General features: G+C 55.4%; 31 protein-coding genes. 23 read left to right on the plus strand and 8 right to left on the minus strand.

The window, feature by feature from the left end; translation table 11 throughout:
• Positions 1 to 86: 86 nt before the first annotated feature.
• The 5 genes from ppiA (at position 87) to N7V53_RS20640 (ending at position 3594) form a co-directional block, all read left to right on the plus strand.
• Positions 87 to 659 carry a peptidylprolyl isomerase A gene (gene ppiA, locus N7V53_RS20620; RefSeq protein ID WP_023482023.1) on the plus strand — a complete coding sequence of 191 codons (573 nt, stop codon included), beginning with the start codon at positions 87 to 89 and terminating at the stop codon, positions 657 to 659.
• Positions 660 to 784: 125 nt separating this feature from the next.
• Complete coding sequence (locus N7V53_RS20625; protein ID WP_023482040.1) at positions 785 to 955, plus strand: YhfG family protein; 171 nt, start codon at positions 785 to 787, stop codon at positions 953 to 955.
• Positions 945 to 1547 (plus strand): putative adenosine monophosphate-protein transferase Fic, encoded by a 603-nt coding sequence (locus N7V53_RS20630; protein WP_023482067.1) that lies wholly within the window; start codon positions 945 to 947, stop codon positions 1545 to 1547. The genes N7V53_RS20625 and N7V53_RS20630 overlap by 11 nt, the downstream gene beginning before the upstream one ends.
• A 175-nt stretch (positions 1548 to 1722) precedes the next feature.
• Entirely contained in the window at positions 1723 to 2286 is a 564-nt protein-coding gene (gene pabA / locus N7V53_RS20635) for an aminodeoxychorismate synthase component 2 (protein WP_279794747.1), read from the plus strand.
• Between the two features lie 87 nt (positions 2287 to 2373).
• Entirely contained in the window at positions 2374 to 3594 is a 1221-nt protein-coding gene (locus N7V53_RS20640) for an aspartate aminotransferase family protein (protein WP_279794748.1), read from the plus strand.
• Here N7V53_RS20640 and N7V53_RS20645 read toward each other — a convergent pair.
• Together N7V53_RS20645 and crp are read right to left on the minus strand one after the other, a co-directional pair.
• The gene (locus N7V53_RS20645; protein WP_279794750.1) at positions 3584 to 5662 is read right to left on the minus strand and encodes a YccS/YhfK family putative transporter; all 2079 of its coding nucleotides are present in this window, start codon (positions 5660 to 5662) and stop codon (positions 3584 to 3586) included. The two genes, N7V53_RS20640 and N7V53_RS20645, sit on opposite strands and share 11 nt — an antisense overlap.
• Positions 5663 to 5710: 48 nt before the next feature.
• On the minus strand, positions 5711 to 6343 hold the full coding sequence (gene crp / locus N7V53_RS20650) for a cAMP-activated global transcriptional regulator CRP (RefSeq protein WP_000242758.1): 633 nt from the start codon (positions 6341 to 6343) through the stop codon (positions 5711 to 5713).
• Between the two features lie 309 nt (positions 6344 to 6652).
• On the opposite strand from crp, the gene N7V53_RS20655 reads away from it, so the two are divergent.
• Positions 6653 to 7057, plus strand: coding sequence for an OsmC family protein (locus N7V53_RS20655; RefSeq protein WP_023482049.1), 405 nt, complete (start codon positions 6653 to 6655; stop codon positions 7055 to 7057).
• Positions 7058 to 7087: 30 nt separating this feature from the next.
• On the opposite strand, the gene N7V53_RS20660 is transcribed toward N7V53_RS20655, so the two are convergent.
• From N7V53_RS20660 to N7V53_RS20670, 3 genes are read right to left on the minus strand one after another with little or no spacing between them, the layout of a single operon-like run.
• Entirely contained in the window at positions 7088 to 7957 is an 870-nt protein-coding gene (locus N7V53_RS20660; protein ID WP_023482098.1) for a phosphoribulokinase, read from the minus strand.
• A gap of 54 nt (positions 7958 to 8011) precedes the next feature.
• Positions 8012 to 8230 carry a YheU family protein gene (locus tag N7V53_RS20665; RefSeq protein ID WP_023481955.1) on the minus strand — a complete coding sequence of 73 codons (219 nt, stop codon included), beginning with the start codon at positions 8228 to 8230 and terminating at the stop codon, positions 8012 to 8014.
• A complete protein-coding gene (locus tag N7V53_RS20670; protein ID WP_279794752.1) occupies positions 8227 to 9246 on the minus strand; it encodes a hydrolase in 1020 nt (339 codons plus the stop codon). The genes N7V53_RS20665 and N7V53_RS20670 overlap by 4 nt, the downstream gene beginning before the upstream one ends.
• A gap of 173 nt (positions 9247 to 9419) precedes the next feature.
• Between N7V53_RS20670 and N7V53_RS20675 the strand changes: the two genes are divergently transcribed.
• Together N7V53_RS20675 and N7V53_RS20680 are read left to right on the plus strand one after the other, a co-directional pair.
• On the plus strand, positions 9420 to 10532 hold the full coding sequence (locus N7V53_RS20675; RefSeq protein ID WP_279794753.1) for a toxic anion resistance protein: 1113 nt from the start codon (positions 9420 to 9422) through the stop codon (positions 10530 to 10532).
• Between the two features lie 14 nt (positions 10533 to 10546).
• Positions 10547 to 11503, plus strand: a complete 957-nt coding sequence (locus tag N7V53_RS20680) for a 5-bromo-4-chloroindolyl phosphate hydrolysis family protein (protein WP_279794754.1) — start codon at positions 10547 to 10549, stop codon at positions 11501 to 11503.
• A gap of 34 nt (positions 11504 to 11537) precedes the next feature.
• Here the strand turns inward: N7V53_RS20680 and N7V53_RS20685 are convergent, their stop codons facing one another.
• Positions 11538 to 12260 carry an NUDIX domain-containing protein gene (locus tag N7V53_RS20685; RefSeq protein ID WP_124971223.1) on the minus strand — a complete coding sequence of 241 codons (723 nt, stop codon included), beginning with the start codon at positions 12258 to 12260 and terminating at the stop codon, positions 11538 to 11540.
• Between the two features lie 196 nt (positions 12261 to 12456).
• On the opposite strand from N7V53_RS20685, the gene prs reads away from it, so the two are divergent.
• Entirely contained in the window at positions 12457 to 13317 is an 861-nt protein-coding gene (gene prs / locus N7V53_RS20690) for a ribose-phosphate diphosphokinase (RefSeq protein WP_023482053.1), read from the plus strand.
• A gap of 12 nt (positions 13318 to 13329) precedes the next feature.
• Positions 13330 to 14820 carry a nicotinate phosphoribosyltransferase gene (locus N7V53_RS20695; protein WP_023482005.1) on the plus strand — a complete coding sequence of 497 codons (1491 nt, stop codon included), beginning with the start codon at positions 13330 to 13332 and terminating at the stop codon, positions 14818 to 14820.
• A 58-nt stretch (positions 14821 to 14878) separates the two neighbouring features.
• Here the strand turns inward: N7V53_RS20695 and N7V53_RS20700 are convergent, their stop codons facing one another.
• A complete protein-coding gene (locus N7V53_RS20700) occupies positions 14879 to 16783 on the minus strand; it encodes an ABC transporter ATP-binding protein (protein WP_279794755.1) in 1905 nt (634 codons plus the stop codon).
• A 179-nt stretch (positions 16784 to 16962) separates the two neighbouring features.
• On the opposite strand from N7V53_RS20700, the gene kefG reads away from it, so the two are divergent.
• From kefG to slyD, 4 genes are all read left to right on the plus strand, one after another.
• On the plus strand, positions 16963 to 17514 hold the full coding sequence (gene kefG / locus N7V53_RS20705) for a glutathione-regulated potassium-efflux system ancillary protein KefG (protein ID WP_042716144.1): 552 nt from the start codon (positions 16963 to 16965) through the stop codon (positions 17512 to 17514).
• The gene (kefB, locus tag N7V53_RS20710) at positions 17514 to 19319 is read left to right on the plus strand and encodes a glutathione-regulated potassium-efflux system protein KefB (RefSeq protein WP_023482115.1); all 1806 of its coding nucleotides are present in this window, start codon (positions 17514 to 17516) and stop codon (positions 19317 to 19319) included. The genes kefG and kefB overlap by 1 nt, the downstream gene beginning before the upstream one ends.
• A gap of 10 nt (positions 19320 to 19329) precedes the next feature.
• The gene (locus N7V53_RS20715) at positions 19330 to 19530 is read left to right on the plus strand and encodes a YheV family putative zinc ribbon protein (RefSeq protein WP_023482007.1); all 201 of its coding nucleotides are present in this window, start codon (positions 19330 to 19332) and stop codon (positions 19528 to 19530) included.
• 94 nt (positions 19531 to 19624) lie between these two features.
• A complete protein-coding gene (gene slyD / locus N7V53_RS20720) occupies positions 19625 to 20218 on the plus strand; it encodes a peptidylprolyl isomerase (RefSeq protein ID WP_023482004.1) in 594 nt (197 codons plus the stop codon).
• 110 nt (positions 20219 to 20328) lie between these two features.
• Here slyD and N7V53_RS20725 read toward each other — a convergent pair whose 3' ends face one another.
• On the minus strand, positions 20329 to 20547 hold the full coding sequence (locus N7V53_RS20725) for a protein SlyX (RefSeq protein WP_023482131.1): 219 nt from the start codon (positions 20545 to 20547) through the stop codon (positions 20329 to 20331).
• Positions 20548 to 20776: 229 nt separating this feature from the next.
• On the opposite strand from N7V53_RS20725, the gene fkpA reads away from it, so the two are divergent.
• From fkpA to N7V53_RS20770, 9 genes are all read left to right on the plus strand, one after another.
• Positions 20777 to 21625, plus strand: coding sequence for an FKBP-type peptidyl-prolyl cis-trans isomerase (gene fkpA / locus N7V53_RS20730; RefSeq protein ID WP_023482031.1), 849 nt, complete (start codon positions 20777 to 20779; stop codon positions 21623 to 21625).
• A 159-nt stretch (positions 21626 to 21784) separates the two neighbouring features.
• Positions 21785 to 22507, plus strand: a complete 723-nt coding sequence (locus tag N7V53_RS20735; RefSeq protein WP_023482043.1) for a transcriptional regulator — start codon at positions 21785 to 21787, stop codon at positions 22505 to 22507.
• Positions 22507 to 22893, plus strand: a complete 387-nt coding sequence (gene tusD, locus N7V53_RS20740; RefSeq protein WP_279794756.1) for a sulfurtransferase complex subunit TusD — start codon at positions 22507 to 22509, stop codon at positions 22891 to 22893. The genes N7V53_RS20735 and tusD overlap by 1 nt, the downstream gene beginning before the upstream one ends.
• Positions 22893 to 23252 carry a sulfurtransferase complex subunit TusC gene (tusC, locus tag N7V53_RS20745; RefSeq protein ID WP_279794757.1) on the plus strand — a complete coding sequence of 120 codons (360 nt, stop codon included), beginning with the start codon at positions 22893 to 22895 and terminating at the stop codon, positions 23250 to 23252. The genes tusD and tusC overlap by 1 nt, the downstream gene beginning before the upstream one ends.
• Before the next feature lie 7 nt (positions 23253 to 23259).
• Positions 23260 to 23547: a sulfurtransferase complex subunit TusB gene (gene tusB, locus N7V53_RS20750; RefSeq protein WP_279794758.1), complete on the plus strand. Its 288-nt coding sequence runs from the start codon at positions 23260 to 23262 to the stop codon at positions 23545 to 23547.
• A gap of 125 nt (positions 23548 to 23672) precedes the next feature.
• Positions 23673 to 24047: a 30S ribosomal protein S12 gene (rpsL, locus tag N7V53_RS20755; RefSeq protein ID WP_023482011.1), complete on the plus strand. Its 375-nt coding sequence runs from the start codon at positions 23673 to 23675 to the stop codon at positions 24045 to 24047.
• Positions 24048 to 24143: 96 nt separating this feature from the next.
• Positions 24144 to 24614: a 30S ribosomal protein S7 gene (gene rpsG / locus N7V53_RS20760; protein WP_007369802.1), complete on the plus strand. Its 471-nt coding sequence runs from the start codon at positions 24144 to 24146 to the stop codon at positions 24612 to 24614.
• A gap of 100 nt (positions 24615 to 24714) precedes the next feature.
• The gene (gene fusA / locus N7V53_RS20765) at positions 24715 to 26829 is read left to right on the plus strand and encodes an elongation factor G (RefSeq protein ID WP_023481958.1); all 2115 of its coding nucleotides are present in this window, start codon (positions 24715 to 24717) and stop codon (positions 26827 to 26829) included.
• A 70-nt stretch (positions 26830 to 26899) separates the two neighbouring features.
• Positions 26900 to 26986, plus strand: an 87-nt coding sequence (locus N7V53_RS20770; RefSeq protein WP_002436303.1) for a GTP-binding protein, incomplete at its 3' end; no start/stop codon positions are given.

The raw sequence follows: 26986 nt of genomic DNA on the forward strand, positions 1-26986 counted from the left end.
ATTAAGTAAAAGGCTGGCCTGCTGGCTGACTGCTCTTTAGAATCAAGCCACTCGCTTTCGTTACTGCACTTCGTTAAGGAAACCTTATGGTTAAATCGACTCTGGCGGCTATGGCGGCTCTGCTCGCCCTTTCTGCTCTCTCTCCTGCTGCGCTGGCCGCAAAAGGCGACCCGCATGTTCTGCTCACCACCTCCGCCGGTAATATCGAACTGGAGCTGAACAATCAGAAAGCCCCTGTGTCGGTGAAAAACTTCCTTGATTACGTGAATAACGGTTTTTATAACAACACCACTTTCCATCGCGTTATTCCTGGCTTTATGGTTCAGGGCGGCGGCTTTAACGAGCAGATGCAGCAGAAGCAGCCTAACCCGCCTATCAAAAACGAAGCGGATAACGGCCTGCGCAACACGCGCGGTACCATTGCTATGGCGCGGACTGCGGATAAAGACAGCGCGACCAGCCAGTTCTTTATCAACGTTGCGGATAACGCTTTCCTGGATCATGGCCAGCGTGACTTTGGCTACGCGGTATTTGGCAAAGTGGTAAAAGGCATGGACGTTGCCGATAAGATCTCCCAGGTGCCGACGCACGATGTTGGCCCGTATCAGAATGTCCCGTCAAAACCGGTTGTTATCCTCTCCGCGAAAGTGCTGCCATAAGTTTCCTCCACACGGGCTTTGCGGCCCGTGTTTTACCGCTTCCCTGCGTAACCCGGAATTACTGCTTATAATTTTTTGGGCATGTACATCATTTGGGTATGTATATCGCTTAACTGGGAGGCGCTATGCCGAAAAAACTCACCGACAGGCAAAAATCCCGACTCTGGGAGCAGCAGCGCAACATCAATTTTCAGGCCAGCCGCCGGCTGGAGGGCGTTGATAGCGAGCTTGTTACGCTGAATGCGGAAGAGGCCACTTTACGTCTTGAAGAGCTGCGGAGGCAAAATGAGCGATAAATTCGGCGACGGGCGCGACCCGTATCTTTTCCCCGGCCTGAAAGTGATGCGTAATCGCCTCGGTATTCGCAATGCTAAGGGGCTGGAGAAGGAGGCGTATCAGTTTACCGCGCTGCGTGCTGCAACCCTGGAACTGGGGCCGATTGCCCGCGGTCTGCCACATCTTTGCGCCATTCACCGCCATCTTTACCAGGATGTGTTCGACTGGGCCGGGCAGATCCGCGAAGTCGATATCTACGAGGGCGATACCCGCTTCTGCCACTTCGAGTATATCGAGAAAGAGGGCAATGCCCTGATGCAGCAGCTAGAAGATGAGGAGTGGCTCGTCGGGCTTGAAAAAGAGGAGTTTATCGCACGCCTGGCGCATTACTACTGCGAAATCAACGTCCTGCACCCGTTCCGCCTGGGTAATGGTATTGCGCAGCGCATCTTCTTCGAACAGCTGGCGCTGCACGCGGGCTTCTCGCTCGACTGGCGAGATATCGATCCCGACGACTGGCGCAACGCCAACCAGGCAGGCGCAATGGGCGATCTCGAACCGCTAACCGCCATCTTTAGTAAGGTGGTGAGCGAGGCGCGCGAGGGCGAGTAAACCTTTTTGTCGGATGGCGCTAACGCTTATCCGACCTACGAAAAGTTGTAGGCCGGATAAGCGTTAGCGCCATCCGGCTTTTCTCACACCGCAAAGCCGTTTTTTATCTTTGCGAAGTGCCGTATAGTTTCGCGCAAACTGCATGAAACGCGGCACATCCATTGGTTGAATTCACATGATCCTGCTTATCGACAATTACGACTCCTTTACCTGGAACCTCTACCAATATTTTTGTGAGCTGGGCGCACACGTAGAGGTGAGGCGTAACGATGAGCTGACGCTGGCGGATATTGAAATGCTAGCGCCGCAGAAAATTGTTATTTCGCCAGGCCCTTGCACGCCGGATGAGTCGGGCATTTCGCTTGAAGTTATTGCGCACTACGCGGGCAAGCTGCCGATCCTCGGCGTTTGCCTCGGCCATCAGGCGATTGCCCAGGCATTTGGTGCCACCATTGTGCGCGCGGCGAAAGTGATGCACGGCAAAACTTCCCCCATTACGCACTCTGGCAGCGGCGTGTTTAGCGGCTTAAATAATCCGTTAACCGTTACGCGCTATCACTCTTTGGTTATCGATCCATCTACCTTACCTGACTGCTTCGAGGTCACTGCCTGGAGTGAAAACGGTGAGATTATGGGCATTCGCCATAAGGCGTGGGATCTGGAAGGGGTGCAGTTCCACCCCGAAAGTATTCTCAGTGAGCAGGGCCACCAATTGCTGGAAAACTTCCTTTCTCGGTGATTTATGGTTGCCATCTAGTGATTTTTTATGCATATTTCGTGATTATATTTTCACTATGAATGAAACATAACACGGGATGGGCAACCTATGGCAACTCAGCAAGACGCGGTGACACGTGCAAACTTCGACGACGTTATTCTGCCAATTTACGCACCGGCCGAGTTTATCCCGGTGAAGGGAAAGGGCAGCCGCGTCTGGGATCAGCAGGGTAAAGAGTACGTTGATTTTGCTGGCGGCATTGCGGTAACTGCTTTAGGCCACTGCCATCCGGCGCTGGTGGAGACGCTGAAAGCGCAGGGCGAGACGCTCTGGCACCTGAGCAACGTCTTCACTAACGAGCCGGCGCTGCGTCTGGCGCGCAAGCTGGTGGATGCCACCTTTGCCGAGCGCGTCGTGTTTATGAACTCCGGTACCGAAGCCAACGAAACCGCCTTTAAGCTGGCGCGTTTTTATGCAACCACGCGCCACAGCCCGCACAAAACCAAAATCATCGCTTTCCATCACGCTTTTCACGGGCGTTCCCTCTTTACCGTGACCGTCGGCGGTCAGCCGAAATACTCCGACGGCTTTGGCCCGAAACCGGCCGACATCGTGCATGTTCCATTTAACGATCTGCACGCGGTTAAAGCGGTGATGGACGATCACACCTGCGCCGTGGTGGTAGAGCCGATTCAGGGCGAAGGCGGAGTGACCGCCGCCACGCCTGAATTCCTCAAAGGCCTGCGTGAACTGTGCGATGCGCACAACGCACTGCTGGTGTTTGATGAGGTGCAGTGCGGCATGGGTCGCAGCGGTGAGCTGTTCGCTTACATGCACTACGGCGTGACGCCGGACATTCTGACCAGTGCTAAAGCCCTCGGCGGCGGCTTCCCGGTCAGCGCCATGTTGACGACGCACGAGATCGCCAGCGTCTTCCACGCCGGTTCCCACGGCTCCACTTACGGCGGCAACCCGCTGGCCTGCGCGGTGGCCGGTACCGCATTCGATATCATCAACACCCCTGAAGTGCTGAATGGCGTCAGTGCCAAACGTCAGCACTTTGTTGGGCATCTGCAACAAATTAATGAGCAGTACGACCTGTTCAGCGATATTCGCGGTATGGGGCTGTTGATCGGTGCCGAGCTGAAGCCGCAATACAAAGGCCGTGCACGCGATTTCCTGCATGCGGCTGCCGCAGCGGGCGTGATGGTGCTGAATGCCGGCCCGGATGTGATGCGTTTCGCGCCGTCGCTGATTATCGAGGAGCAGGATATTGATGAAGGGATGCAGCGCTTTGCGCAGGCCGTTGCGAGCGTGGTTAACGCGTAAGACGTCGGCGTAGCCAGATGCCGTGATGCGGGCGCTGACGCCATGCCACCGACGAGATGGTGTGCATGGTGCTCAGATGCCCGATAATGCGCTGCAAATGCTGCTCCAGCGTGCTCATTGGGCCGTGGGTCAGCGTTTCCGGTCCTTCCATAACATTCACATCACCGGACTCTCCCGGCCCGTCATACTCCAGCCGCTGCTGACAACGTTGCAGCGCAATTTCACATGACTCGAGATAGCGCTGCGCCAGGTCCGGCGTCAGCATGGTGTGCTCGCGCGCCAGCGTCGTCATGGCGTTGATATGTTCGACAATAAACTGGCTATGTGTCACCCACAGTTTCATATCGCTCAGATAGCGGCTGTTAAAGCCGGGCTCCTGCATCGCCTGGTTGAGAGAGTTGAACAGGGCGTTGTGCGCCTGGTTAACCTGCATACGCTGCCAGGCCAGCGGCGTCGGTTCCGGGTTGTTGCTGAGGATCAGGCGAATCGCATCCTGATAGGCCTCCAGCGCATCGTGCGCATTCTGGCGCAGCAGGCCGCTCTGCCACTGCGGCCACAGCCACACCATCCCGCCAAACGCAATCAGGCAGCCAATCAGCGTATCGACCAGCCGGGCGAGAATAAACTGGTCGCCGTTAAGCGTCAGGATTTGCAAAGTATAGACCGCCGTAATCGTGAAACCGACCGTCGCCCAGCCGTAACTTTTGCGGATAATCAGATAGCTACTCAAGGTGATCATCAGCATCGCGGCGAGGGTAAAACCGAGCGGCACATGAAAGTGCAGCGTCATTCCCGCCACCACCAGTCCGGCCAGCGTGCCGGCGGCACGGTTGACAATGCGTACACGCGTCGCGCCATAACCGTTCTGCGTCACCACCATCACCGTCATCATGATCCAGTAAGGTTTCGGTAGATTTAATGCGCTGCCCATCAGGCTGGCGATGCTGAGCATTACGCTGATACGCGCCGCATTGCGCAGGGCGGTCGATTTCAGGGATAGATAGCTTTTTAGCGCCGGGATCAGCGGCAGGCGCTCCTGCTTATCCTCCATCAAATCGCGAATGTAGAGTGGGCGCTGGGTGCGCAGCACGCGGGCGATGCGGCTGAAGTGCCAGGCGCAAAACTGCCCGACCGGATTATCAGGGTGCTGACGGGCAATTTTTTCCAGCGCACCGACCTGCTTCTCCATGGTGAAGCGGGTCGGGTAGCGGTGATAGAGAATGTCATCTGCCAGCACGCGCAGGCGAGCCGCGACGGTTTGCGCATTCCAGCGAATCACCTGCTCGGCGTGGGTGCGCTCGACCAGCTTCTGCACCTTTTCCGGCTGATGCAGGCTGACAGAGATATGCTCCTGCAGATCCAACGCGACCTGAAAGACGCGCAGCAGGCGCTTGTAATCGTTGTTCTGATTCGCCGCCAGCATATGCAACTGCTGGTAACACTGGCTAATCAGATCCACCGCTTTCTGCTGGCGGTCAAGCAGCGGCGGCAGCGCGGTTTCCGGATCGATGTGCTGGGTTAACAGGCTATATTTCGCTTCGCAATAGTCCGCCAGTTGCCGGTAGAGCAAGCTGAGGGATTCGCGCAGCGGCTGTTCGCGCCACAGCCAGAACCAAAACCAGTTAAACAGCCCGTACCACAGGGTGCCGAGGGTGTAGATCAGCAGCGGCTCCCACACCGGCATGTTCCCGGCGAGGCTGAGAGTAAAAATGGCGGCAATGAGAGACGCGGGAAGTAAGCGGCCATGCAGTGCGCTGATTTCACCTGTCACGCCCAGCAGCAGTGTTAGCACCGTCATGATCACCGGTAGCGGAAGATTTTCCGCCAGCAAAAGCTGCACCGCCAGGCTACAGCCGGCAAACAGCGAGCCGCCGATAATCAGGCGTTTGAAGAAGCGTTTATGCGGGGTATCGAGGCCCGCGATATTGCAGCAGGCGGGAACCAGCGAGAAGAGTAGACCCTGTTGCAGATGGCCGAGCAGCAGCCCAACCGCCACAGGCAGGCATAACACCAGCGTTTGTCGCAGTGCGTAGTTGATTTCGGGGTGATAAATCAGCCTGCGCCACATGGGAAAACAAAAACGGCGCACCGCATAAGCGATGCGCCATTTTGCAGATTAACGCGTACCGTAGACGACGATAGTTTTACCGTGGGCAGAGATCAGGTTTTGATCTTCGAGCATTTTCAGAATGCGGCCAACCGTTTCGCGGGAGCAACCGACGATCTGACCGATCTCCTGACGGGTAATTTTAATTTGCATACCGTCCGGGTGGGTCATCGCGTCCGGCTGTTTCGCCAGGTTCAGCAGAGTCTGTGCAATGCGGCCGGTCACGTCGAGGAACGCCAGGTTGCCGACTTTCTCCGAGGTCACCTGCAGGCGGCGCGCCATCTGCGAGGAGAGGCGCATCAGAATATCCGGATTCACCTGGATAAGCTGACGGAATTTTTTGTAGGAGATCTCCGCCACTTCACAGGCGGTCTTGGCGCGAACCCAGGCGCTACGCTCCTGACCTTCTTCAAACAGGCCCAGTTCACCAATAAAATCGCCCTGGTTAAGGTAAGAGAGGATCATCTCTTTACCCTCTTCATCCTTGATGAGCACTGCCACTGAGCCTTTAACGATGTAATACAGCGTTTCCGCTTTTTCACCCTGGTGAATCAGCGTGCTCTTCGACGGGTACTTATGAATATGGCAATGAGACAAGAACCATTCGAGAGTCGGGTCTGTTTGCGGTTTGCCAAGCACCATGCGCGATTATCCTCTGTTATAAGCTGGCTCCAGAAACGGCGTGAATCATTCAGCTTCTGGGGTTGCAATCAAAGCTTCCCAAATCCCGGGAAGTGGACCGTCAGCGACATCTGCGGTCTCTAATGTATGATATCCCTTGCGTACATTCGTAACGTCAATGTTTCTCTGTAGCATGTAGACTGTTTTAGCATAGCTTTTGGCGCCTGTCTCCTGGTGTCTCGCTTCAGCATGACGCAGGTCGCCTTCCGTTGCGCGTTTTGTTATGTACGCGTAATCTGTGAAAAAATTTGCCATACCGGAGTGATGAACATGCAGGCACGAGTGAAATGGGTTGAAGGGTTAACGTTCCTTGGTGAGTCCGCTTCCGGCCACCAAATCCTGATGGATGGCAACTCCGGGGACAAAGCTCCCAGCCCGATGGAGATGGTCTTAATGGCCGCCGGCGGCTGCAGCGCCATCGACGTGGTGTCGATTCTGCAAAAAGGGCGTCATGACGTGACCGACTGCGAAGTGAAGCTGACCTCCGAGCGCCGGGAAGAAGCGCCGCGCTACTTTACCCATATCAACCTGCACTTCATCGTCACCGGCAAAGCGCTGAAAGAGGCTGCCGTCTCCCGCGCGGTCGATCTCTCGGCTGAGAAGTACTGCTCCGTGGCGCTGATGCTGGAAAAAGCAGTCAAGATCACCCACTCCTTTGAGGTGATCGAAGCCTGATAAGCCCGCCCGGCGGCGCTTCCCGCCGGGTTATTTAATCTTTTTGCCTTCCATCAGCCGCTGCACCAGCGGCGTCATAATCAGCTCCATCGCCAGCCCCATTTTGCCGCCCGGCACCACCAGCGTATCCATATGCGAGATAAACGATCCCTGCAACATTGCCAGCAGCCACGGATAATCGATCCCCTCCAGATTGCGGAAATGAATCACGACAAAGCTCTCATCAAGAGAAGGAATGCCTTTGGCGGCAAAAGGGTTTGAGGTATCGACGGTGGGAACGCGCTGGAAATTGAGATGAGTGCGGGAAAACTGCGGCGTGATGTAGTTGATGTAATCTTCCATTGAGCGCACCACCGAATCCATCACCGCTTCCCGGGAGTGGCCGCGCTCGCTGGTGTCGCGGATCATCTTCTGGATCCACTCCAGGTTAACGATCGGCACCACGCCGACCAGCAGATCAACGTGGCGCGCTACATCATGCTGCGGCGTCACCACACCGCCGTGCAGCCCTTCGTAGAACAACACATCGGTCGGTTCCGGCAGCGGTTGCCAGGGGGTAAAGGTTCCTGGAACCTGGTTCCACGGCACGGCTTCATCATAGGTGTGGAGATATTTTCGCGCCTGGCCCTGGCCGCTCTGGCCATACTCGCTGAAGGTCTGCTCCAGCAGGCCGAAATCGTTCGCTTCCGGGCCAAAATAGCTGATGTGCCGCCCGAGATCGCGGGCTTTACGGATCGCCATATCCATTTCCGGACGGGTATAACGATGAAAGCTGTCGCCTTCCACCTCCGCCGCGTGCATGTTGAGCTGGGCGAAAATCTTACGGAAGGCGAGGCTGGTGGTGGTGGTTCCCGCGCCGCTGGAGCCAGTGACGGCGATGACCGGATGTTTGGCGGACATAGCAACTCCCTGAAGAAAAGCTGTTGTTCAGTATCAAAGCCGCCCGGCGTCCGGTTATTCGTGGAACTGCCCGCGCGGCATAATATTCACCGTTTCGTGCAGTTCTGACCACACCAGCACGGCCTCGCCGCGCTGCAATTGCCGTTTTACGTCGGCGACCTTTTGTTCAAGCGAACGCTCATGTTCACCATAATCGGTACCTTCGCGCAAGACAAAGCTCTCAATCAGATTGTCGAGCGTGTCGGCGTCAAGTTCTTGCCACGGAATAATCATGATGCTCCCAGATAAGCGGATAACCAGTCCGGAATGCGCGTTTCAAGCCACATCTCCGGGCGACGCAGCGTGCCGCCGACAAAGCCGACGTGCCCGCCATGTTCCGTCAATTGATACTCAATATTAGCGGGTAATTGCGCAAGATCGGGGATGACGTGATGATCCATAAACGGATCATCCTTGGCGTGAATGATAAGTGTCGGTTTACGAATCTGCGGCAGCAGCGGCATGGCGCTACAGCGGCGATAGTAATCAAGCGCATCGTCGAAGCCGTGGATTTTCGAGGTAATCAGATCATCAAAATCGCGGATGCGCCGCATTTTACGCAGCACTTCCATGGTTGTTGGCAGCGAGCCGGGATAGGCGCGCAGTTTCCGCGCGGCATTGGCCTTCAGCAGGTTGAGCAAATAACGCTGATAAACGCGCGTGAAGCCTTTATCCATATGATAGCTGCACGCTTCCAGCACTAGCGGGGCCGAGACAATCACCGCCGCATCGAGGGGCAGATCGTCATCCGCTTTCGCCAGCAGGCAGCCGAGCATATTCCCGCCAAGCGAATATCCCACCGCCGCGGTTGGCGCCTCGCCAAGCTCCTGACGCAGCCAGGTGAGAAACCAGGTGCCATCTTCGGTTTCACCGGAGTGATAGATGCGGTTCAGGCGATTAGGAATCCCACTACAGCCGCGAAAATGCATCACCACGCCCAGCCAGCCGCGCTGTTTCGCCGCATTAATCAGGCCGTGCGCATAGGGGCTGTGCAGGCTGCCTTCCAGGCCATGAAACACCACCAGCCGCGGTTTATGCCGCGCCTGATTCGGCTCTTCGCTCCACGCAAGATCGACAAAATCCCCGTCCGGCAGTTCAAGGCGCTGCCACCAGGGTTCAAACGCCACGCGACGGCGAATAAGACGCGGCAGCATGGTTTGAAGATGTGGGTTGCTTGCGCCACGCATCGGTTGGAAGGTGGAGGCAACGCGTTGATCTGCATCGAGAAGTGCAGGTGTAATTTCTGCCATTTCATCAAAATAGGTAGGTAAATAGGCGGTTATTATACTTGCTAATAATTGGCCTGTTTAATACTTTGCTGCTGTTGTACCGTATTGACCCACTAAGGCAGCGGCAAAAAGACGTATTACAACCCACGCTGACACTGCGCCTGCCTGCTATTTCACCTTCAAGGACACTTATTATGACGGACATTACCTCGTCTGGCCTGACGGCAGCGCAGCCATTAAATGATTTGCCGCAGACGGATAATTTAACCCCCGAGCAGCAGACGCAAATCCAGGCGATTGTTAAAGAGATCGATATTTACGATCCGTCCTACTCGCTCGGTTTCGGTGCGCAAACCATGAAAAAGATGTCGCAATTCTCTGATTCCCTCATGCAGCAAGTGCGGGCAAAAGATGCGGGCATCATCGGTTCGCAACTTACCGATCTTCTGCAAAAAATTAAGCAGGTCGATATCAGCGCCTTTGAGCAAAAGCCGGGCTTTCTTGCCTCGCTGCCGCTTGTGGGATCACTTTTTAACCGCATTGAGCGCACCATGCTGGAGTACAAAACGCTCTCCGCTCAGGTGGAGGATATTACTGAGAAGCTGAATGACGCGATGGTCGATCTGCTGCGTAATATCTCGACGCTGGAGATCATGTTCGATCGCAACCGCGATGTTTTCCAGCAAATTACCCTGCATGTTATCGCCGGCAAGCAACGCCTGGAGCAGATAAAACAGGAAGAGCTGCCCGCTCTGCAAGCACAGGCGGCGTCCGATCCGATGATTGCTCAGCGCGTGCGCGACCTGCTCGACGGTATTTCGCGTTTCGAGCGTCGTCTGCATGACTTGATGCTGTCGCGCACCATTGCTATGCAGAGCGCGCCGCAAATTCGCCTGATGCAGAGCAACAGCCAGTCGCTGGCGGAAAAGATCCAGAGCAGCATTCTCTCCACCATTCCGGTGTGGAAAAACCAGATTGCCTTATCGCTCTCTTTGCAGACCCAGCGCCAGGCCGCGAAGCTGCAAAAAGATGTTGCTGATACCACTAACGACCTGCTGCGCCGCAACGCCGAGATGCTGCAGACCGGTACGATTGAGACTGCCCGTGAAGTCGAGCGCTCGGTTGTGGATATCGAGACGCTGCGCGAGGTGCAGTCACGCCTGCTTAACACCATTGAAGAGTCCGTGAAGATCGCTGCCGATGCGCGCCAGCGCCGTCAGGAAGTGGAAAAAGAGCTCGGCACGATGGAAACCGATCTCCGCGCGCGTCTGGCCGCTATCGCCAGTGGTAATCAGGCTCAGGCCTGAGTCAGGAAAAGAGAATGGGTTATCAAATTACCTACATGCTGAATAAATTCTACCGCAATCGCCTTAACCGGATCGCTGTGCAGATAGGTTTGTTTCCCCTCGGCTTCCTTTATGGCGGGTTGAAGGGGAAGGAGCTGGACTATCTCTCTCCGATCATTATGTCTTGTGAAGGGCTGGCGTGGTTAAGCTTTATCCTGCTGACTCGCACGCTTTTCCACGACCGCATTGCGCTGGGGGCCGGTGCCTTCGCAGGCTTTATCTGGCTTATGTTCAGAGATGCAGCGACGATGCCATTTGCTGCGGGTACGGCAGCAATATTCGTGCACTTTTACAGAAACCGGCAGGCACCGGGCCAGATCCACGCCTGGTATCTGTTTGTCTGGTACCTTGCGGCAGCCATTTACTGCGGCATATTTCGCCATACCATGCTGGTTATTAACATAATCTTCTGGGGAGTGCTTATCAGTGGAGCGGTGCTTAACTGGCGAAAAAGCAGAAATGAAGCACGCCTAAATGAGCGACAAGCCGCGCCGGTGGAAGAGTTTAAGCAAGACAGGCAAGACCCCGCCGAAGAGCCATCCTTGCTGGATCAGAGAATCTATCGCCTGCAAAATCAGTACACCTTACCCGATGCGCTGAATATTCATCTGACAGGCATCGCCACGCTGGCAGATAAGATCCTGCAGTGCATGGAGACTGATCCCAGAGATGTTGTGCCGGGGAGACGTTTCCTCGAGCGCTATTTGCCGCTTGTGGAAAAGATTGCCGCCAGGGGGCAGATACTTTCCGACCAACTCAGTGACGAGGCGCAACGGCAAAAGGCGATAACAGAGCTGGCAGTTGTGCTTGAACGCGTTGAGCGCGCGTTTGAGCAGCAGCATCAGGCCCTGCTGGAGAATGACTCGCTTGATTTAGACGCGGAGTTACTGACCATAGACAATATGCTGAAAGCGGATGGCTTCGGTAAATAACACACACAGCACCCGTTGCTCCGCGGGCGCTGTTTTAGCTGTCTGCCAGCAGGTTGCGCGAAAAGAGGTGGATATCGACATCCGCTTTACGTCGCCACAAGCGCGCTTTTCGCGCCCCCGTCGCGACGCTCTCCCCGGTCTCTTCAAACATGCCAGAGGCTTCAAAACGACGGATCAGGCTTTTGCGCTGGATCGGCTGGCCGAGAATTATCTCCGTCGCTTCCTGCAACTGGCTCTGGGTAAAGGTCTCAGGCAAACAGTAAACGGGCAGTAACGAATACATCGTTTTCTGCCGCAGGCGGCGCAGCGCGGCGTGGATTATCTCGCCGTGATCGAAAGCCAGTTCGCGCTCATCAAGTTCGGCAACGGGCACCCATTTGGCATCGCTGACGCTTGTAATATGCGGCGCGCAGGCGACCCACGAGATAAGCGCATACCAGGCAACGGTCAGACTCCAGCCGCGCGGATCGCGCTGTGGGCCGGAGAAGGTATCCAGCTGTTCAAGCCACGAGGGCGAGACGCCAGTTTTTTCCGTCAGCTTGCGCAGCGCCGTGGCGCGGGTAGAACTATCCTGCGCCATATCAATAAAGCCGCCGGGCAATCCCCAGCGCCCTTGTTGCGGCTGGCTGGCGCGCTCAACCAACAGCACGCAGAGCGTCTGCTGGTGCAGACTAAACAGCACGCTATCGACCGTCACCAGCGGCGAGGGAAAACGACTCGGATCGTAAGAATCCAGATACTCTGCTTCGCTGATCATCACTGACTCACCTTATTGCACACGCAGCAAGTTTATCAGCCTGCCCAGGTGCGGCAAGCGAACTTTTATTTTATGTATTTTCAGTGTCTTATATATTCAGTATAAAAATAATCCAGACGGGGGCTTGCTTAATAGTGTCTTATGGACAATATTAAATGTGTCCAAGGGACATTAACTAATGCAGGTGAGGTGAATGATGGCGAGCAGAATCGAACTCTTTATCGATAATCAAAACGTTGAAATCGACCACGGCGTATTTCCCGATGGTGCAGTGTGGCTGAAAGTGACGGGCGAACTGCCCGCTTTCGCCCAGCTGATGCGCATCCGTGTCGCCGCCATGCGCGATATGAATGATTTTATGCTGCTGGCGCAGCTGGTAGACGCGGTACGCCATGTTACTGATGTTGCGGTTAGCCATCTGCAGCTCGCCTGGCTGCCGTGGGCGCGCCAGGATCGCCATATGGTGGCGGGCGACAGCTTCGCGCTGAAAGTCTTCGCTAACCAGCTCAACACCCTGAACTTCGACAAAATCTTTATTCTCGATCCCCACAGCGATGCCGCCGCAGCCGCCATCAATAACTGCGTCGCCATTCCTCAGGAAACCTGTCTGTTGCAGAGCGAAACGCTACGCCGCGCCATTGCGCAGGGCGAACTGATGCTGGTGGCTCCGGACGCAGGCGCGCTGAAAAAAATTCACAACGTGGCGAAAGCCACCGGCGCGAAAAATTACGCCATTCTCACCAAAGAGCGTGATGTTGCCAGCGGCAATCTGACCGGCTTTGCGCTGGTGGCCGGCGAGGTGGCGGGGAAAGATCTGCTGATCGTCGACGATCTCTGCGATGCGGGCGGTACCTTTATCGGCTCAGCGCAGGTTCTGCGTGAAGCGGGTGCGCGCAGCGTCAGCTTGTATGTTACGCACGGTATCTTCTCGAAAGGCGTCGACAACCTGCTGAATAACGGGATCGACGCTATCTATACCACCACCTCGTTTACTTCGCCGACGCTGGCTTCGCCGCGCGTTGAACTGATCGATATCGCCACGTTATTTCGCGCTTAAGGGGACCACACCATGAAACTGAATCCGATTCTCGCCATCGACGGCTATAAAGTGTCGCACCGCGTGCAGTATCCGCAGGGCACTACAAAGGTTTACTCCAACTTCACGCCGCGCAGCGACCGCTTTTTCCAGTCGCCGGTGGCCGACGGCAAGCTGGTCTTCTTTGGCCTGCAGGGCTTTCTGAAGTGGTTTATGGTCGATCTCTTTAACGATGCCTTCTTTGCCCGCCCGGAAGAGGAAGTGGTGAATGAGTACAAAGAGGTGATGGACAGCTATCTCGGCAAAGATAGCGTGGCGGTCGATCATATCCGCGACCTGCACCGTTTAGGCTACCTGCCGCTGCACATCAAATCGCTGGATGAGGGGAGCAAAGTGCCAATGAAGGTGCCGGTGCTGACCATCACCAACACCCGTGAGGAGTTCTTCTGGCTGGTGAACTACCTGGAAACGGTGCTCTCCGCCGAGTTGTGGAAAGCCTCGACCAACGCCACCATCGCGCACCACTACCGCAAAATTTGTGAGCAGTGGGCAGCGAAAACCTGTAGCGACCTCTCGCACCTGGATTTCCAGTGCCACGACTTCTCATTCCGCGGCATGGCGGGTCTGCACGATACCGCGCAGGCCGGTGCAGGCCACCTGCTGAGCTTTAAAGGCACCGACAGCATTCCTTCGCTGCTCTATGCCCGCGATTTCTACACTGGGGGCGAGGAGTACTTTATCGGCGCAAGCATTCCGGCGACTGAGCACAGCGTGATGTGTATGGGCGAGCATGAGCATGAAATTGAGACTTTCCGCCGCCTGATTGCCGATATCTATCCGCAGGGCTTTGTCTCTATCGTCTCCGATACCTGGGATTACTGGCGCGTGATTACTGAATACACCCGCGAACTGAAGTCGTTGATTCTGGGGCGTGAAGGACGCGTTGTTTTCCGCCCGGACAGTGGTGACCCGGTTGAAATCCTCTGCGGCACGGGCGCGGATGACGACACGCGCGCCGATCGCAGCCCGGAGGAGAAAGGCTCCGTTGAAGTGCTGTGGGAGATTTTCGGCGGCACGGTTAACGAGAAGGGTTACAAGGTGCTGGATCCGCATGTCGGCCTGATTTATGGCGACTCAATTACGCTGGCGCGGGCCAATCAAATTCTCGCGCGGCTGGAAGCCAAAGGTTTCGCCAGCTCCAACGTGGTATTCGGCGTCGGCTCTTTTACCTACCAGTACAACACCCGTGACACCTTCGGCTTTGCGATGAAGGCGACCTGGGGTGCGGTGAATGGCGAAGGGCGGATGATCTTTAAAGAGCCGAAAACGGATAACGGCCTGAAACGCTCAGCGCGCGGTCTGTTACGGGTTGAGCGCGATGCGCAGGGCGAACTGCAACTGCACGATGAGCAAAGCTGGGAGCAGGAGCAGGGCGGGGAGCTAAAAACACGTTTCCTCGATGGCAAGCTGTACGACACCGAGCACTTTGAGACCATTCGCCAGCGCCTGGCTAACCAGCGTTAAACCCTGAATGGCGGTACGGCTGTACCGCCATCAACTTTACCGCTTACGGCGAAGAGTGTTACTCCGCTGTAAGCATCGCCTCCAGCTGTTCCTGCGCTTCGAGCCACGCCATTTCACACTCTTCAAGACCCGCTTTCGCCGACGCCTGCTGTTGCAGACAGGTGGTCAGCTCCGCTTTACGGCTCTGATCGTACAGACCGCTGTCGCTAAGCTTCTCTTCCGCGTTGGCCAGTTGCGCATTGAGTTTCTCCATCTCTTTTTCCAGACGGGCAATCTCTTTACGCAGCGGCTGCGTTTGCGTGCGCAGCTCCGCTTCGCGACGCTTCTGATCTTTACGCGCCTGAGCGCTGTTGGCGTTCTCTTTTGCCGCGTCCGTCGGCTGGCTCTCCTGCTTTTGCACGTCGCTCAGCCACTGCTGGTAATCATCCAGATCGCCGTCGAACGGCTCCACTTTGCCATCGTGCACCAGGTAGAGATCGTCGGTGGTCGAGCGCAGCAGGTGACGGTCGTGCGACACCACTACCAGCGCGCCTTCAAACTCAATCAGCGCGTCGGTGAGTGCCTGGCGCATATCGAGATCGAGGTGGTTGGTCGGTTCATCGAGCAGCAGCAGGTTCGGGCGCTGCCAGACGATCAACGCCAGCACCAGCCGCGCTTTTTCGCCGCCGGAGAAACGCTCTGTCGCCTCGGTGACCTTATCGCCCTGGAAGCCGAAGCCGCCCAGGTAATCACGCAGCTTCTGCTCCAGCTCTTGCGGGGCCAGGCGCGCCAGATGCTGCAATGGTGATTCGTCGGCGCGTAAAAATTCCAGCTGATGCTGGGCGAAGTAACCAAGTTTGATCCCCTTCGCCAGGCCGATTTCGCCGCTCTGCGCCGCCAGCTCGCCCGCCAGCAGTTTAATCAGCGTCGATTTACCGGCACCGTTACGCCCCAGCAGACCGATACGCGAGCCAGGCACCAGGTTGAGTTTGATGGCGTTCAGAATAGTGCGATCGCCATAACCGGCGCTCACTTTCTCCATCTTCAGGATCGGGTTGGGCAGGCTTTCCGGCGCGCGGAAGCTGAAGTGGAACGGGTTATCCACATGCGCGGGGGCAATCAGCTCCATACGCTCCAGCATCTTGATGCGGCTTTGCGCCTGTTTCGCTTTACTCGCTTTCGCTTTGAAGCGATCGATAAAGCTTTGCAGATGGGCAACCCGCTGCTGCTGGCCTTCATAGGTGGCCTGCTGCTGCGCAAGGCGCGTGGCGCGCTGGCGCTCAAACGAGCTGTAGTTGCCGGTGTATTCAAACATTGATTGCTGTTCAATATGCAGGATCTTATCGACTACCGGGTCGAGAAAATCACGGTCGTGCGAGATAAGGATCAGCGTGCCCGGATAGTTCTTCAGCCACTTCTCCAGCCAGATAACGGCATCGAGATCGAGGTGGTTGGTCGGTTCATCAAGCAGCAGTAAATCGGAGCGGCAAATCAGCGCCTGCGCGAGGTTTAAACGCATGCGCCAGCCGCCAGAGAAGGCGCTGACCGGGCGGTCGAGCTGCTCGTTGGAGAAGCCTAAACCGTGCAGCAGGCTGGCGGCGCGGGAGCGCACCGTCCAAGCGTCGATAGCATCGAGCTTGCCGTGAACCGTGGCGATGGCATTGCCGTCATTGCGCTCGTTGGCGGCATTAAGCGCCGCTTCCAGCTGGCGATATTCGCGATCGCCGTCTATCACATAATCTATTGCCGCTTCGTCCAGCGCCGGTGTTTCCTGGTTGACCCACGCCAGTTGCCAGGTGCCGGGGAAAGTGGCACTTCCGCCATCAGCACTTATCTCGTTTTTCAACAGCGCGAGCAGGGTCGATTTGCCGCAGCCGTTTTTACCCACCAGGCCCACTTTTTGGCCCGGATTGATGGTGGCTGTGGCGTTATCCAACAGGACACGCACGCCGCGACGAATTTGTAACGAGGAGAAAACAATCATAAGACGCCGTATGTTCAGACTATGTTAATTTGTCTTTATGGTAATGTAAGGCCACGGCGAAATGCCGCACCGGGGCCGCAATGTTAGCCCAAAATGAAGACGATAGACAAAAGCATTCTGGCCGCGCCGCAGGGCGCTGGTTTGCAGAGAAGAGAGAATTTATACCCGGGAGGGGAGTGATGTCGCAGACAGCAAAAGTGTTGCTGATCTATGCCCATCCGGAATCACAGGACTCGGTGGCGAACCGGGTTTTGCTTAAGCCGGCCACGCAACTGGAGAACGTAACGGTGCACGATCTTTACGCCCGTTACCCCGATTTTTTTATTGATATTCCCTATGAACAGGCGTTGTTGCGCGAGCATGACGTTATCGTTTTTCAACATCCCCTTTATACCTACAGTTGTCCGGCACTGCTGAAAGAGTGGCTTGATCGTGTGTTGAGCCGCGGCTTTGCCAGCGGAGCAGGCGGGAATGAACTGGCGGGAAAGTACTGGCGTAGCGTGATCACCACCGGTGAGCCGGAGGCGGCTTATCGTCATGATGGTCTCAACCGCTACTCCCTCAACGATGTTTTACGTCCCTTTGAGTTGACCGCCGCGATGTGTCGCATGCACTGGCTCAGCCCAATTATCATCTACTGGGCACGTCGGCAGACGCCGCAGGAGCTGGCGCACCACGCCAAAGCCTACGGCGACTGGCTGGCTTCGCCGCTGCCGCCGGGAGGCCGTTAATGGAAGGTTCTGCACTTTTACTGGCTGGCGTCCTGTTCCTCTTCGCGGCCGTGGTCGCTGTGCCGCTGGCCGCGCGTTTAGGAATTGGCGCCGTGCTCGGCTACCTGTTAGCGGGTATTGCCATCGGCCCATGGGGACTCGGTTTTATCAGCGATGTTGATGAGATCCTCCACTTCTCAGAGCTGGGCGTGGTGTTCCTGATGTTCATCATTGGGCTCGAACTTAACCCGTCGAAATTATGGGAGCTGCGTCGCTCAATTTTTGGTGTTGGTGCAGCGCAGGTGCTATTAAGTGCGGCGATCCTCGCAGGACTGTTAATGCTGACGCAATTCTCCTGGCAGGCGGCGTTAATTGGCGGTATTGGTCTTGCGATGTCATCCACCGCGATGGCGCTGCAATTGATGCGCGACAAAGGGATGAACCGCAGCGAGTCCGGCCAACTCGGTTTTTCGGTGCTGCTGTTCCAGGATCTGGCGGTGATCCCGGCGCTGGCGCTGGTACCGCTGCTGGCGGGCAATGGCGACGACCATCTCGACTGGATGAAGGTGGGCATGAAGGTGCTGGCCTTTGCCGGGATGCTGATTGGCGGGCGTTACCTGCTGCGCCCGGTGTTTCGTTTTATCGCCGCTTCCGGCGTGCGCGAGGTCTTTACTGCCGCGACTTTGCTGCTGGTGCTCGGGTCGGCGCTGTTTATGGATGCTCTCGGCCTGTCGATGGCGCTGGGCACCTTTATCGCCGGCATTCTGCTGGCGGAGAGTGAATATCGCCACGAGCTTGAGATTGCCATTGAGCCGTTTAAAGGGCTGCTGCTGGGGCTGTTCTTTATTTCGGTCGGCATGGCGCTGAACCTCGGCGTGCTCTATACCCATCTATTGTGGGTGGTGATGAGCGTTGCGGTGCTGGTGGCCGTAAAATCGCTGGTGCTGTACGGTCTGGCGCGGATTTACGGTCTGCGTAGCTCAGAGCGGATGCAGTTTGCCGGGGTGTTGAGCCAGGGCGGCGAGTTCGCTTTTGTGCTCTTTTCCACCGCCTCATCGCAGCGGCTGTTTAAAGACGATCAGATGGCGCTGCTGCTGGTGACCGTCACGCTGTCGATGATGACCACGCCGCTGCTGATGCGCGTGATTGATAAGCTGCTCTCCCGGCGTTTCAATAAGCCGGAGGATGAAGATGAAGCGCCGTGGGTTGATGATGATAAGCCGCAGGTGATTGTCGTTGGCTTTGGTCGCTTCGGACAGGTGATTGGCCGCCTGCTGATGGCTAACGAAATGCGCATCACCGTGCTGGAGCGCGATATCAGCGCCGTGAATCTGATGCGTAAATATGGCTACAAAGTCTATTACGGTGATGCGACGCAACTGGAGCTGTTGCGTTCGGCAGGGGCGGAGGCCGCACAATCGATCGTCATTACCTGTAACGATCCGGTCGATACCATGAAGCTGGTGGAGCTTTGCCAGCAGCACTTCCCCCATCTGGCGATTCTGGCGCGGGCGCGGGGGCGTGTCGAAGCGCATGAACTGTTGCAGGCGGGCGTGACGCAGTTCTCGCGCGAAACCTTCTCCAGTGCGCTGGAGCTAGGGCGTAAGGCACTAATTTCGCTCGGCATGCATCCGCATCAGGCGCAGCGAGCGCAGTTGCACTTCAGGCGGCTCGATATGCGCATGCTGCGTGAATTGATGCCGGTGCATACCGATACGGTACAAATTTCCCGCGTACGTGAAGCGCGCCGCGAACTGGAAGAGATTTTCCAGCGTGAAATGCAGCAAGAGCGGCGTCAGCTCGACGGCTGGGATGAGTTTGAATAAGGGGAGTCGAATGGCTGTTCGTAAACGTTTTATCGCTGGCGCGACCTGTCCGTCGTGCCAGGCTAAAGACTCAATGGCAATGTGGCGCGAAAATAACGTCGATATTGTTGAGTGTGTTAAGTGCGGGCATCAGATGCGCGAAGCGGATAAAGAAGCGCGCGATCATGTTCGCAAAGATGAGCAAGTTATCGGGATTTTTCATCCGGACTAGCGATATCAGGCAGGATTTTTTAAGCTTAAGGGTACACGGGTGCAGAATTCCGTTACAATCTGCGCCAGTAATTTTCCCACGCTCAGGAGATATCATGAAAGTAGCAAAAGACCTGGTGGTCAGCCTGGCCTATCAGGTACGTACAGAAGACGGTGTATTGGTTGATGAGTCTCCGGTGAGTGCACCGCTGGACTACCTGCACGGTCACGGCTCCCTGATCTCCGGTCTGGAAAACGCGCTGGACGGTCATGAAGTCGGCGACAAATTCGATGTGGCTGTTGGCGCGAACGACGCTTACGGTCAGTATGACGAGAACCTGGTGCAGCGCGTACCGAAAGACGTCTTCATGGGCGTTGACGAACTGCAGGTTGGTATGCGCTTCCTGGCTGAAACTGACCAGGGCCCGGTACCGGTTGAGATCACCGAAGTGGAAGATGACCACGTAGTGGTTGATGGCAACCACATGCTGGCGGGTCAGAACCTGAAGTTCAACGTCGAAGTTGTCGCGATTCGCGAAGCAACTGAAGAAGAGCTGGCGCACGGCCACGTTCATGGCCCGCACGGTCACGATCATGACCACGACCACGGTCACGACGGTTGCTGCGGCGGCCATGGCCACGATCACGACCATGGTCACGACCACGGCGGGAAAGGTGGTTGCGGTAACGGCGGTTGCGGCTGCCACTAATCATATCCGTCGTCTTTCGCGCCGCAGGTGCGTTGGCTGAAGGATAGATAAGCCCGGTAAGCGTTAGCCCACCGGGCACAAAAAGCGGGGAGACCCGCTTTTTTTACGTCTTAATAATGGGGCGGGGGTGTCTCTTCCGACGGGGACGCCAGATGTGAAGGCTGGCTGGCTTTCACTTTCTCCACCAGCAAACGCAGATGTTCGCGCAGCTTCGCCATTTCCAGCTCATGAGCCACCACCGTCTGGTTTAGCTCTTCAATGGTCATCTCCTGAAAAGCCAGTCGACTCTCCAGTTCAGCCAGTCGCGCTTCTATCGATAACTCTTGCATCATTTCACCTCCGGGTAACATCCGGGTCGATTGGGGTAATCGGGCGGATTTTACTTAACTTTGCGCGAAGGTACAGCCTTCAGGCAGAAACTTATTTAAACAAAAATAGTCACAGATAGGGTGAATTCGGGCAGAGTCCTTATGTTGATTTCCGCCGCAACACTTTATAGTACGCTTCTTACTTTATGTTTAACCCTGGGGCGAGATGCCCCGGTCCCTGGAGAAATGGATGAAATCACTGTTTAAAGTCACGCTGCTGGCGACCACCATGGCTGTAGCCCTTCATGCACCGCTCACCTTAGCTGCAGATGCCGCAACTAAAGATACTGCTGCTGCAACTGACAGCAAATCGGCATTCAAAAACGACGACCAGAAATCAGCTTACGCGCTGGGCGCGTCCCTGGGCCGTTACATGGAAAACTCCCTGAAAGAGCAGGAAAAGCTGGGCATCAAACTGGATAAAGACCAGCTGATTGCCGGTGTTCAGGACGCCTTTGCTGATAAGAGCAAGCTGAGTGACCAGGAAATCGAGCAGACCCTGCAGGCGTTTGAAACGCGTGTGAAAACTGCCGCTCAGGATCGCATGGAAAAAGACGCGACTGAAAACGAAACCAAAGGCAAAGCCTTCCGTGATGCTTTTGCGAAAGAGAAAGGCGTGAAAACCTCCAGCACCGGTCTGCTCTACAAAGTAGAGAAAGCGGGTACCGGCGATGCGCCGAAAGACAGCGACACCGTAGTTGTAAACTACAAAGGTACGCTGATTGACGGTAAAGAGTTCGACAACTCTTACACCCGTGGCGAACCGCTCTCCTTCCGTCTTGATGGCGTAATCCCGGGCTGGACCGAAGGCCTGAAAAACATCAAGAAAGGCGGCAAAATCAAGCTGGTGATCCCGCCGGCGCTGGCTTACGGTAAAACGGGCGTACCGGGTATTCCGGCTAACTCCACCCTGGTGTTCGACGTTGAGCTGCTGGATATCAAACCGGCACCGAAAGCGGACGCCGCAGCGCCTGAAGCGGCTCCAGCCGCGGGCGATAAAGCGGATGATGCGAAAGACGCCCCCGCGGCGAAGAAGTAAAAGTGTGAAACGCGCCGCCTCAGAGCGGCGTTTTTTTTTGCATCGGGGATATAATTCTGGAAAGCATAACCTACGATGTATTAATTTATATCCCCCTGCAAATACTGAGCCTGCCCTGAAAACTTAACGACAGGCTCCTGAAAAGGAGTGTTTTTTTTCATGTCCAGGTCGCTATTAACCAACGAAACCAGTGAGCTTGACCTCCTGGATCAACGTCCTTTCGATCAGACCGACTTCGATATCCTTAAATCCTACGAAGCGGTAGTGGACGGGTTAGCGATGCTCATTGGTTCGCACTGCGAAATCGTGTTGCACTCCTTACAGGATCTCAAATGCTCTGCCATCCGCATCGCTAACGGCGAGCACACCGGGCGTAAAATCGGCTCGCCGATTACCGATCTGGCGCTGCGTATGCTGCACGATATGACCGGTGCCGACAGCAGCGTGTCGAAGTGCTACTTCACCCGTGCGAAAAGCGGCGTGCTGATGAAGTCGGTGACGATTGCTATCCGCAATCGCGATCACCGGGTGATTGGCCTGCTCTGTATCAACATGAATCTGGATGTTCCTTTCTCGCAGATCATGAGCACCTTTGTTCCGCCGGAAACGCCGGATGTTGGCTCCTCGGTTAACTTCGCCTCGTCTGTTGAAGACCTGGTGATGCAAACCCTCGAGTTCACCATTGAAGAGGTGAATGCCGACCGCAACGTCTCTAACAACGCCAAAAATCGCCAGATCGTCCTTAACCTCTACGAGAAGGGCATCTTTGATATCAAAGACGCCATTAACCAGGTGGCTGACCGCCTGAATATCTCCAAGCACACGGTCTACCTCTACATTCGCCAGTTCAAAAGCGGCGATTTCTCGGGGCAAGGTCATTAATGCGTTTTGCGCTGATGGTCACCGGCCCTGCCTATGGCACGCAGCAGGCAAGCAGCGCGTATCAGTTCGCGCTGGCGCTGCTGGAGGCGGGGCATACGCTCGTGAGCGTCTTTTTCTACCGGGAAGGGGTGAGTAACGCGAATGCGTTGACTGCGCCCGCCAGCGACGAGTTTGATCTTGTGCGCGCCTGGCAGCGTTTGCATGCTGAGCAGCAGGTTGAGTTGCACATCTGCGTGGCGGCGGCGCTGCGCCGTGGCGTGGTTGATGAGAGTGAGGCCGCGCGGCTGGAATTAATGGGCGCTAATCTGCAGGCGGGGTTTTCACTTACCGGTCTGGGCGCGCTGGCGGAAGCGGCGCTGACCTGCGACAGAGTGGTGCAGTTCTGATGAAGCGAATCGCCTTTGTTTTCTCCTCCGCCCCGCACGGCTCCTCCGCCGGGCGCGAAGGGCTGGACGCGGTACTGGCTGCCTCTGCGTTAACAGAAGAGATAGGCCTCTTTTTTATCGGCGACGGTGTGATGCAACTGCTGGCTAATCAGCAGCCCGGCAAAATTCTGGCGCGCGACTATATTGCGACCTTTAAAGTGTTGCCGCTGTACGATATTGAAGACGTTTGGCTCTGCGCCGCTTCCCTGCGTGAACGAGGACTGGGGGAGGAGACTGCGTTTGTCTTACCTGCTCAGCGTCTGGAGCCGGACGCACTGCGCGAGCAGCTCGAGCAGTACACCGTCGTGCTCAATTTTTGAGGCCTTTATGCTGCTGACTCTATCCCGCTCACCCTGGCAGTGCGATATGACAGCGCTACTGCGCGTCCTGCGCCCCGGTGACGATCTGCTACTGCTTTCGGACGGGGTGCTTGCTGCTCTTAACGGTTCGCCGTTCGTTGAATTACTGCTTAATGCCCCCATAACTCTGCATGTACTGAAAGACGATGTTGACGCGCGTGGTCTCGCCGCTCAAATTTCGAGCAGCGCCGTCAGCGTTAGCTATACTGATTTCGTTAGCCTGGCGGTGAAAAACGCCGTTCAGCTGAATTGGTAATGCAGGGATCGCTGTATATTTCTTGACACCTTTTAAGCACAGCCATAAAATTCTGCGTCCTCATATTATATGAGGCCGTTTTATTACGTGTTTACGAAGCAAAAGCTAAAACCAGGAGCTATTTAATGGCAACAGTTAACCAGCTGGTACGCAAACCACGCTCCCGCAAAGTTGCAAAAAGCAACGTGCCGGCGCTGGAAGCATGCCCGCAAAAACGTGGCGTATGTACCCGTGTATATACCACCACTCCTAAAAAACCGAACTCCGCACTGCGTAAAGTTTGCCGTGTTCGTTTAACCAACGGTTTCGAAGTGACTTCCTACATCGGTGGTGAAGGTCACAACCTGCAGGAGCACTCCGTGATCCTGATCCGTGGCGGTCGTGTTAAAGACCTTCCGGGTGTTCGTTACCATACCGTTCGTGGCGCGCTTGACTGCTCTGGTGTTAAAGACCGTAAGCAATCTCGCTCCAAGTACGGCGTGAAACGTCCTAAGGCTTAATGGTTCTCCGTTAAGTAAGGCCAAACTGTTTTAACTTAATGTCACACTAAACTCTTAGAGTTTTGGACAATCCTGAATTAACAACGGAGTATTTCCATGCCACGTCGTCGTGTTATTGGTCAGCGTAAAATTCTGCCGGATCCTAAGTTCGGATCAGAACTGCTGGCTAAATTTGTAAATATCCTGATGGTAGACGGTAAAAAATCTACTGCAGAAGCAATCGTATACAGCGCGCTGGAGACCCTGGCTCAGCGCTCTGGTAAAAATGAACTGGAAGCTTTCGAAGTAGCTCTCGAAAACGTGCGCCCGACTGTTGAAGTTAAGTCCCGCCGCGTTGGTGGTTCTACTTATCAGGTTCCGGTTGAAGTTCGTCCGGTTCGTCGTAATGCCCTGGCAATGCGTTGGATCGTTGAAGCTGCTCGTAAACGCGGTGATAAATCCATGGCTCTGCGCCTGGCGAACGAACTTTCCGATGCTGCAGACAACAAAGGTACTGCAGTTAAGAAACGTGAAGACGTTCACCGTATGGCCGAAGCCAACAAGGCGTTCGCACACTACCGTTGGTAATCCCTTCGGAGTTCTAGTCAACTGGCGGGCGCTTCAAGTAAGTCGCCCGCCGTTTGGCAACTTAATTCTGAACGCCTAAAAGACACAAACGAGGAATCAAATGGCTCGTACAACACCCATCGCACGCTACCGCAACATTGGTATCAGTGCGCACATCGACGCCGGTAAAACCACCACTACCGAACGTATTCTGTTCTACACCGGTGTAAACCACAAAATCGGTGAAGTTCACGACGGCGCCGCAACCATGGACTGGATGGAGCAGGAGCAGGAGCGTGGTATCACCATCACCTCTGCAGCAACTACTGCATTCTGGTCTGGTATGGCGAAGCAGTATGAACCGCATCGCGTAAACATCATCGACACCCCGGGGCACGTTGACTTCACCATCGAAGTAGAACGTTCCATGCGTGTACTGGATGGTGCGGTAATGGTTTACTGTGCCGTTGGTGGTGTTCAGCCACAGTCTGAAACCGTATGGCGTCAGGCTAACAAATATAAAGTTCCGCGCATCGCGTTCGTTAACAAAATGGACCGCATGGGCGCTAACTTCCTGAAAGTTGTTGATCAGATCAAAACCCGTCTGGGCGCGAACCCGGTTCCGCTGCAGCTGGCGATTGGCGCTGAAGAAGGTTTCACCGGTGTTGTTGACCTGGTGAAAATGAAAGCGATCAACTGGAACGATGCTGACCAGGGCGTTACCTTCGTTTACGAAGATATCCCGGCTGAGATGCAGGACCTGGCTGACGAATGGCACCAGAACCTGATCGAATCTGCAGCAGAAGCTTCAGAAGAGCTGATGGAGAAATACCTGGGTGGTGAAGACCTGACTGAAGAAGAGATCAAAACTGCTCTTCGTCAGCGCGTTCTGAACAACGAAATCATCCTGGTAACCTGTGGTTCTGCGTTTAAGAACAAAGGCGTTCAGGCGATGCTGGATGCGGTAATTGATTACCTGCCGTCCCCGACTGACGTTCCTGCGATCAACGGTATGCTGGACGATGGTAAAGATACTCCGGCTGAGCGTCACGCAAGCGACGAAGAGCCGTTCTCTGCACTGGCGTTCAAAATCGCAACTGACCCGTTCGTTGGTAACCTGACCTTCTTCCGCGTTTACTCCGGTGTGGTTAACTCTGGTGATACCGTACTGAACTCCGTGAAATCTGCACGTGAGCGTTTCGGTCGTATCGTTCAGATGCACGCTAACAAACGTGAAGAGATCAAAGAAGTTCGCGCGGGCGATATCGCTGCAGCGATCGGTCTGAAAGACGTGATCACCGGTGACACCCTGTGTGATCCGGACAACCCGATCATTCTGGAGCGTATGGAATTCCCGGAGCCGGTAATCTCCATCGCTGTAGAACCGAAAACCAAAGCTGACCAGGAAAAAATGGGTCTGGCTCTGGGCCGTCTGGCTAAAGAAGACCCGTCTTTCCGCGTATGGACTGACGAAGAATCTAACCAGACCATCATCGCTGGTATGGGCGAACTGCACCTCGACATCATCGTTGACCGTATGAAGCGTGAGTTCAACGTTGAAGCTAACGTGGGTAAACCTCAGGTTGCTTACCGCGAAGCGATTCGCGCGAAAGTTACCGATATCGAAGGTAAACACGCTAAGCAGTCTGGTGGTCGCGGTCAGTACGGTCATGTTGTTATCGACATGTACCCGCTGGAGCCGGGCTCTAACCCGAAAGGTTACGAGTTCATCAACGACATCAAAGGTGGTGTAATTCCTGGCGAATACATCCCTGCCGTTGATAAAGGCATCCAGGAGCAGCTGAAGTCTGGTCCGCTGGCTGGTTACCCGGTAGTTGACCTGGGCGTGCGTCTGCACTTCGGTTCTTACCACGACGTTGACTCCTCTGAACTGGCGTTTAAACTGGCTGCGTCTATTGCCTTTAAAGATGGCTTTAAGAAAGCGAAACCAGTTCTGCTTGAGCCGATCATGAAGGTTGAAGTAGAGACTCCGGAAGAGAACACCGGTGACGTTATCGGTGACTTGAGCCGTCGTCGCGGCATGCTGCGCGGTCAGGAATCTGAAGTTACTGGCGTTAAGATCCACGCTGAAGTTCCGCTGTCTGAAATGTTCGGATATGCAACTCAGCTGCGTTCTCTGACCAAAGGTCGTGCATCATATACCATGGAATTCCTGAAGTATGATGATGCGCCGAACAACGTTGCTCAGGCCGTAATTGAAGCCCGTGGTAAATAAGCCGCAGGGTTAAAACCAAAGTCCCGTGCTCTCTCCATTGAGGGAGAGCACTATAGTAAGGAATAAAGCCGTGTCTAAAGAAAAATTTGAACGTACAAAACCGCACGTCAACGTCGGCACAATCGGCCACGTTGACCATGGTAAAACTACTCTGACC

Origin of the sequence: Kosakonia sp. HypNH10 (assembly GCF_029850615.1) — a bacterium.
GTDB classification, from domain to species: Bacteria; Pseudomonadota; Gammaproteobacteria; order Enterobacterales; family Enterobacteriaceae; genus Kosakonia; species Kosakonia cowanii.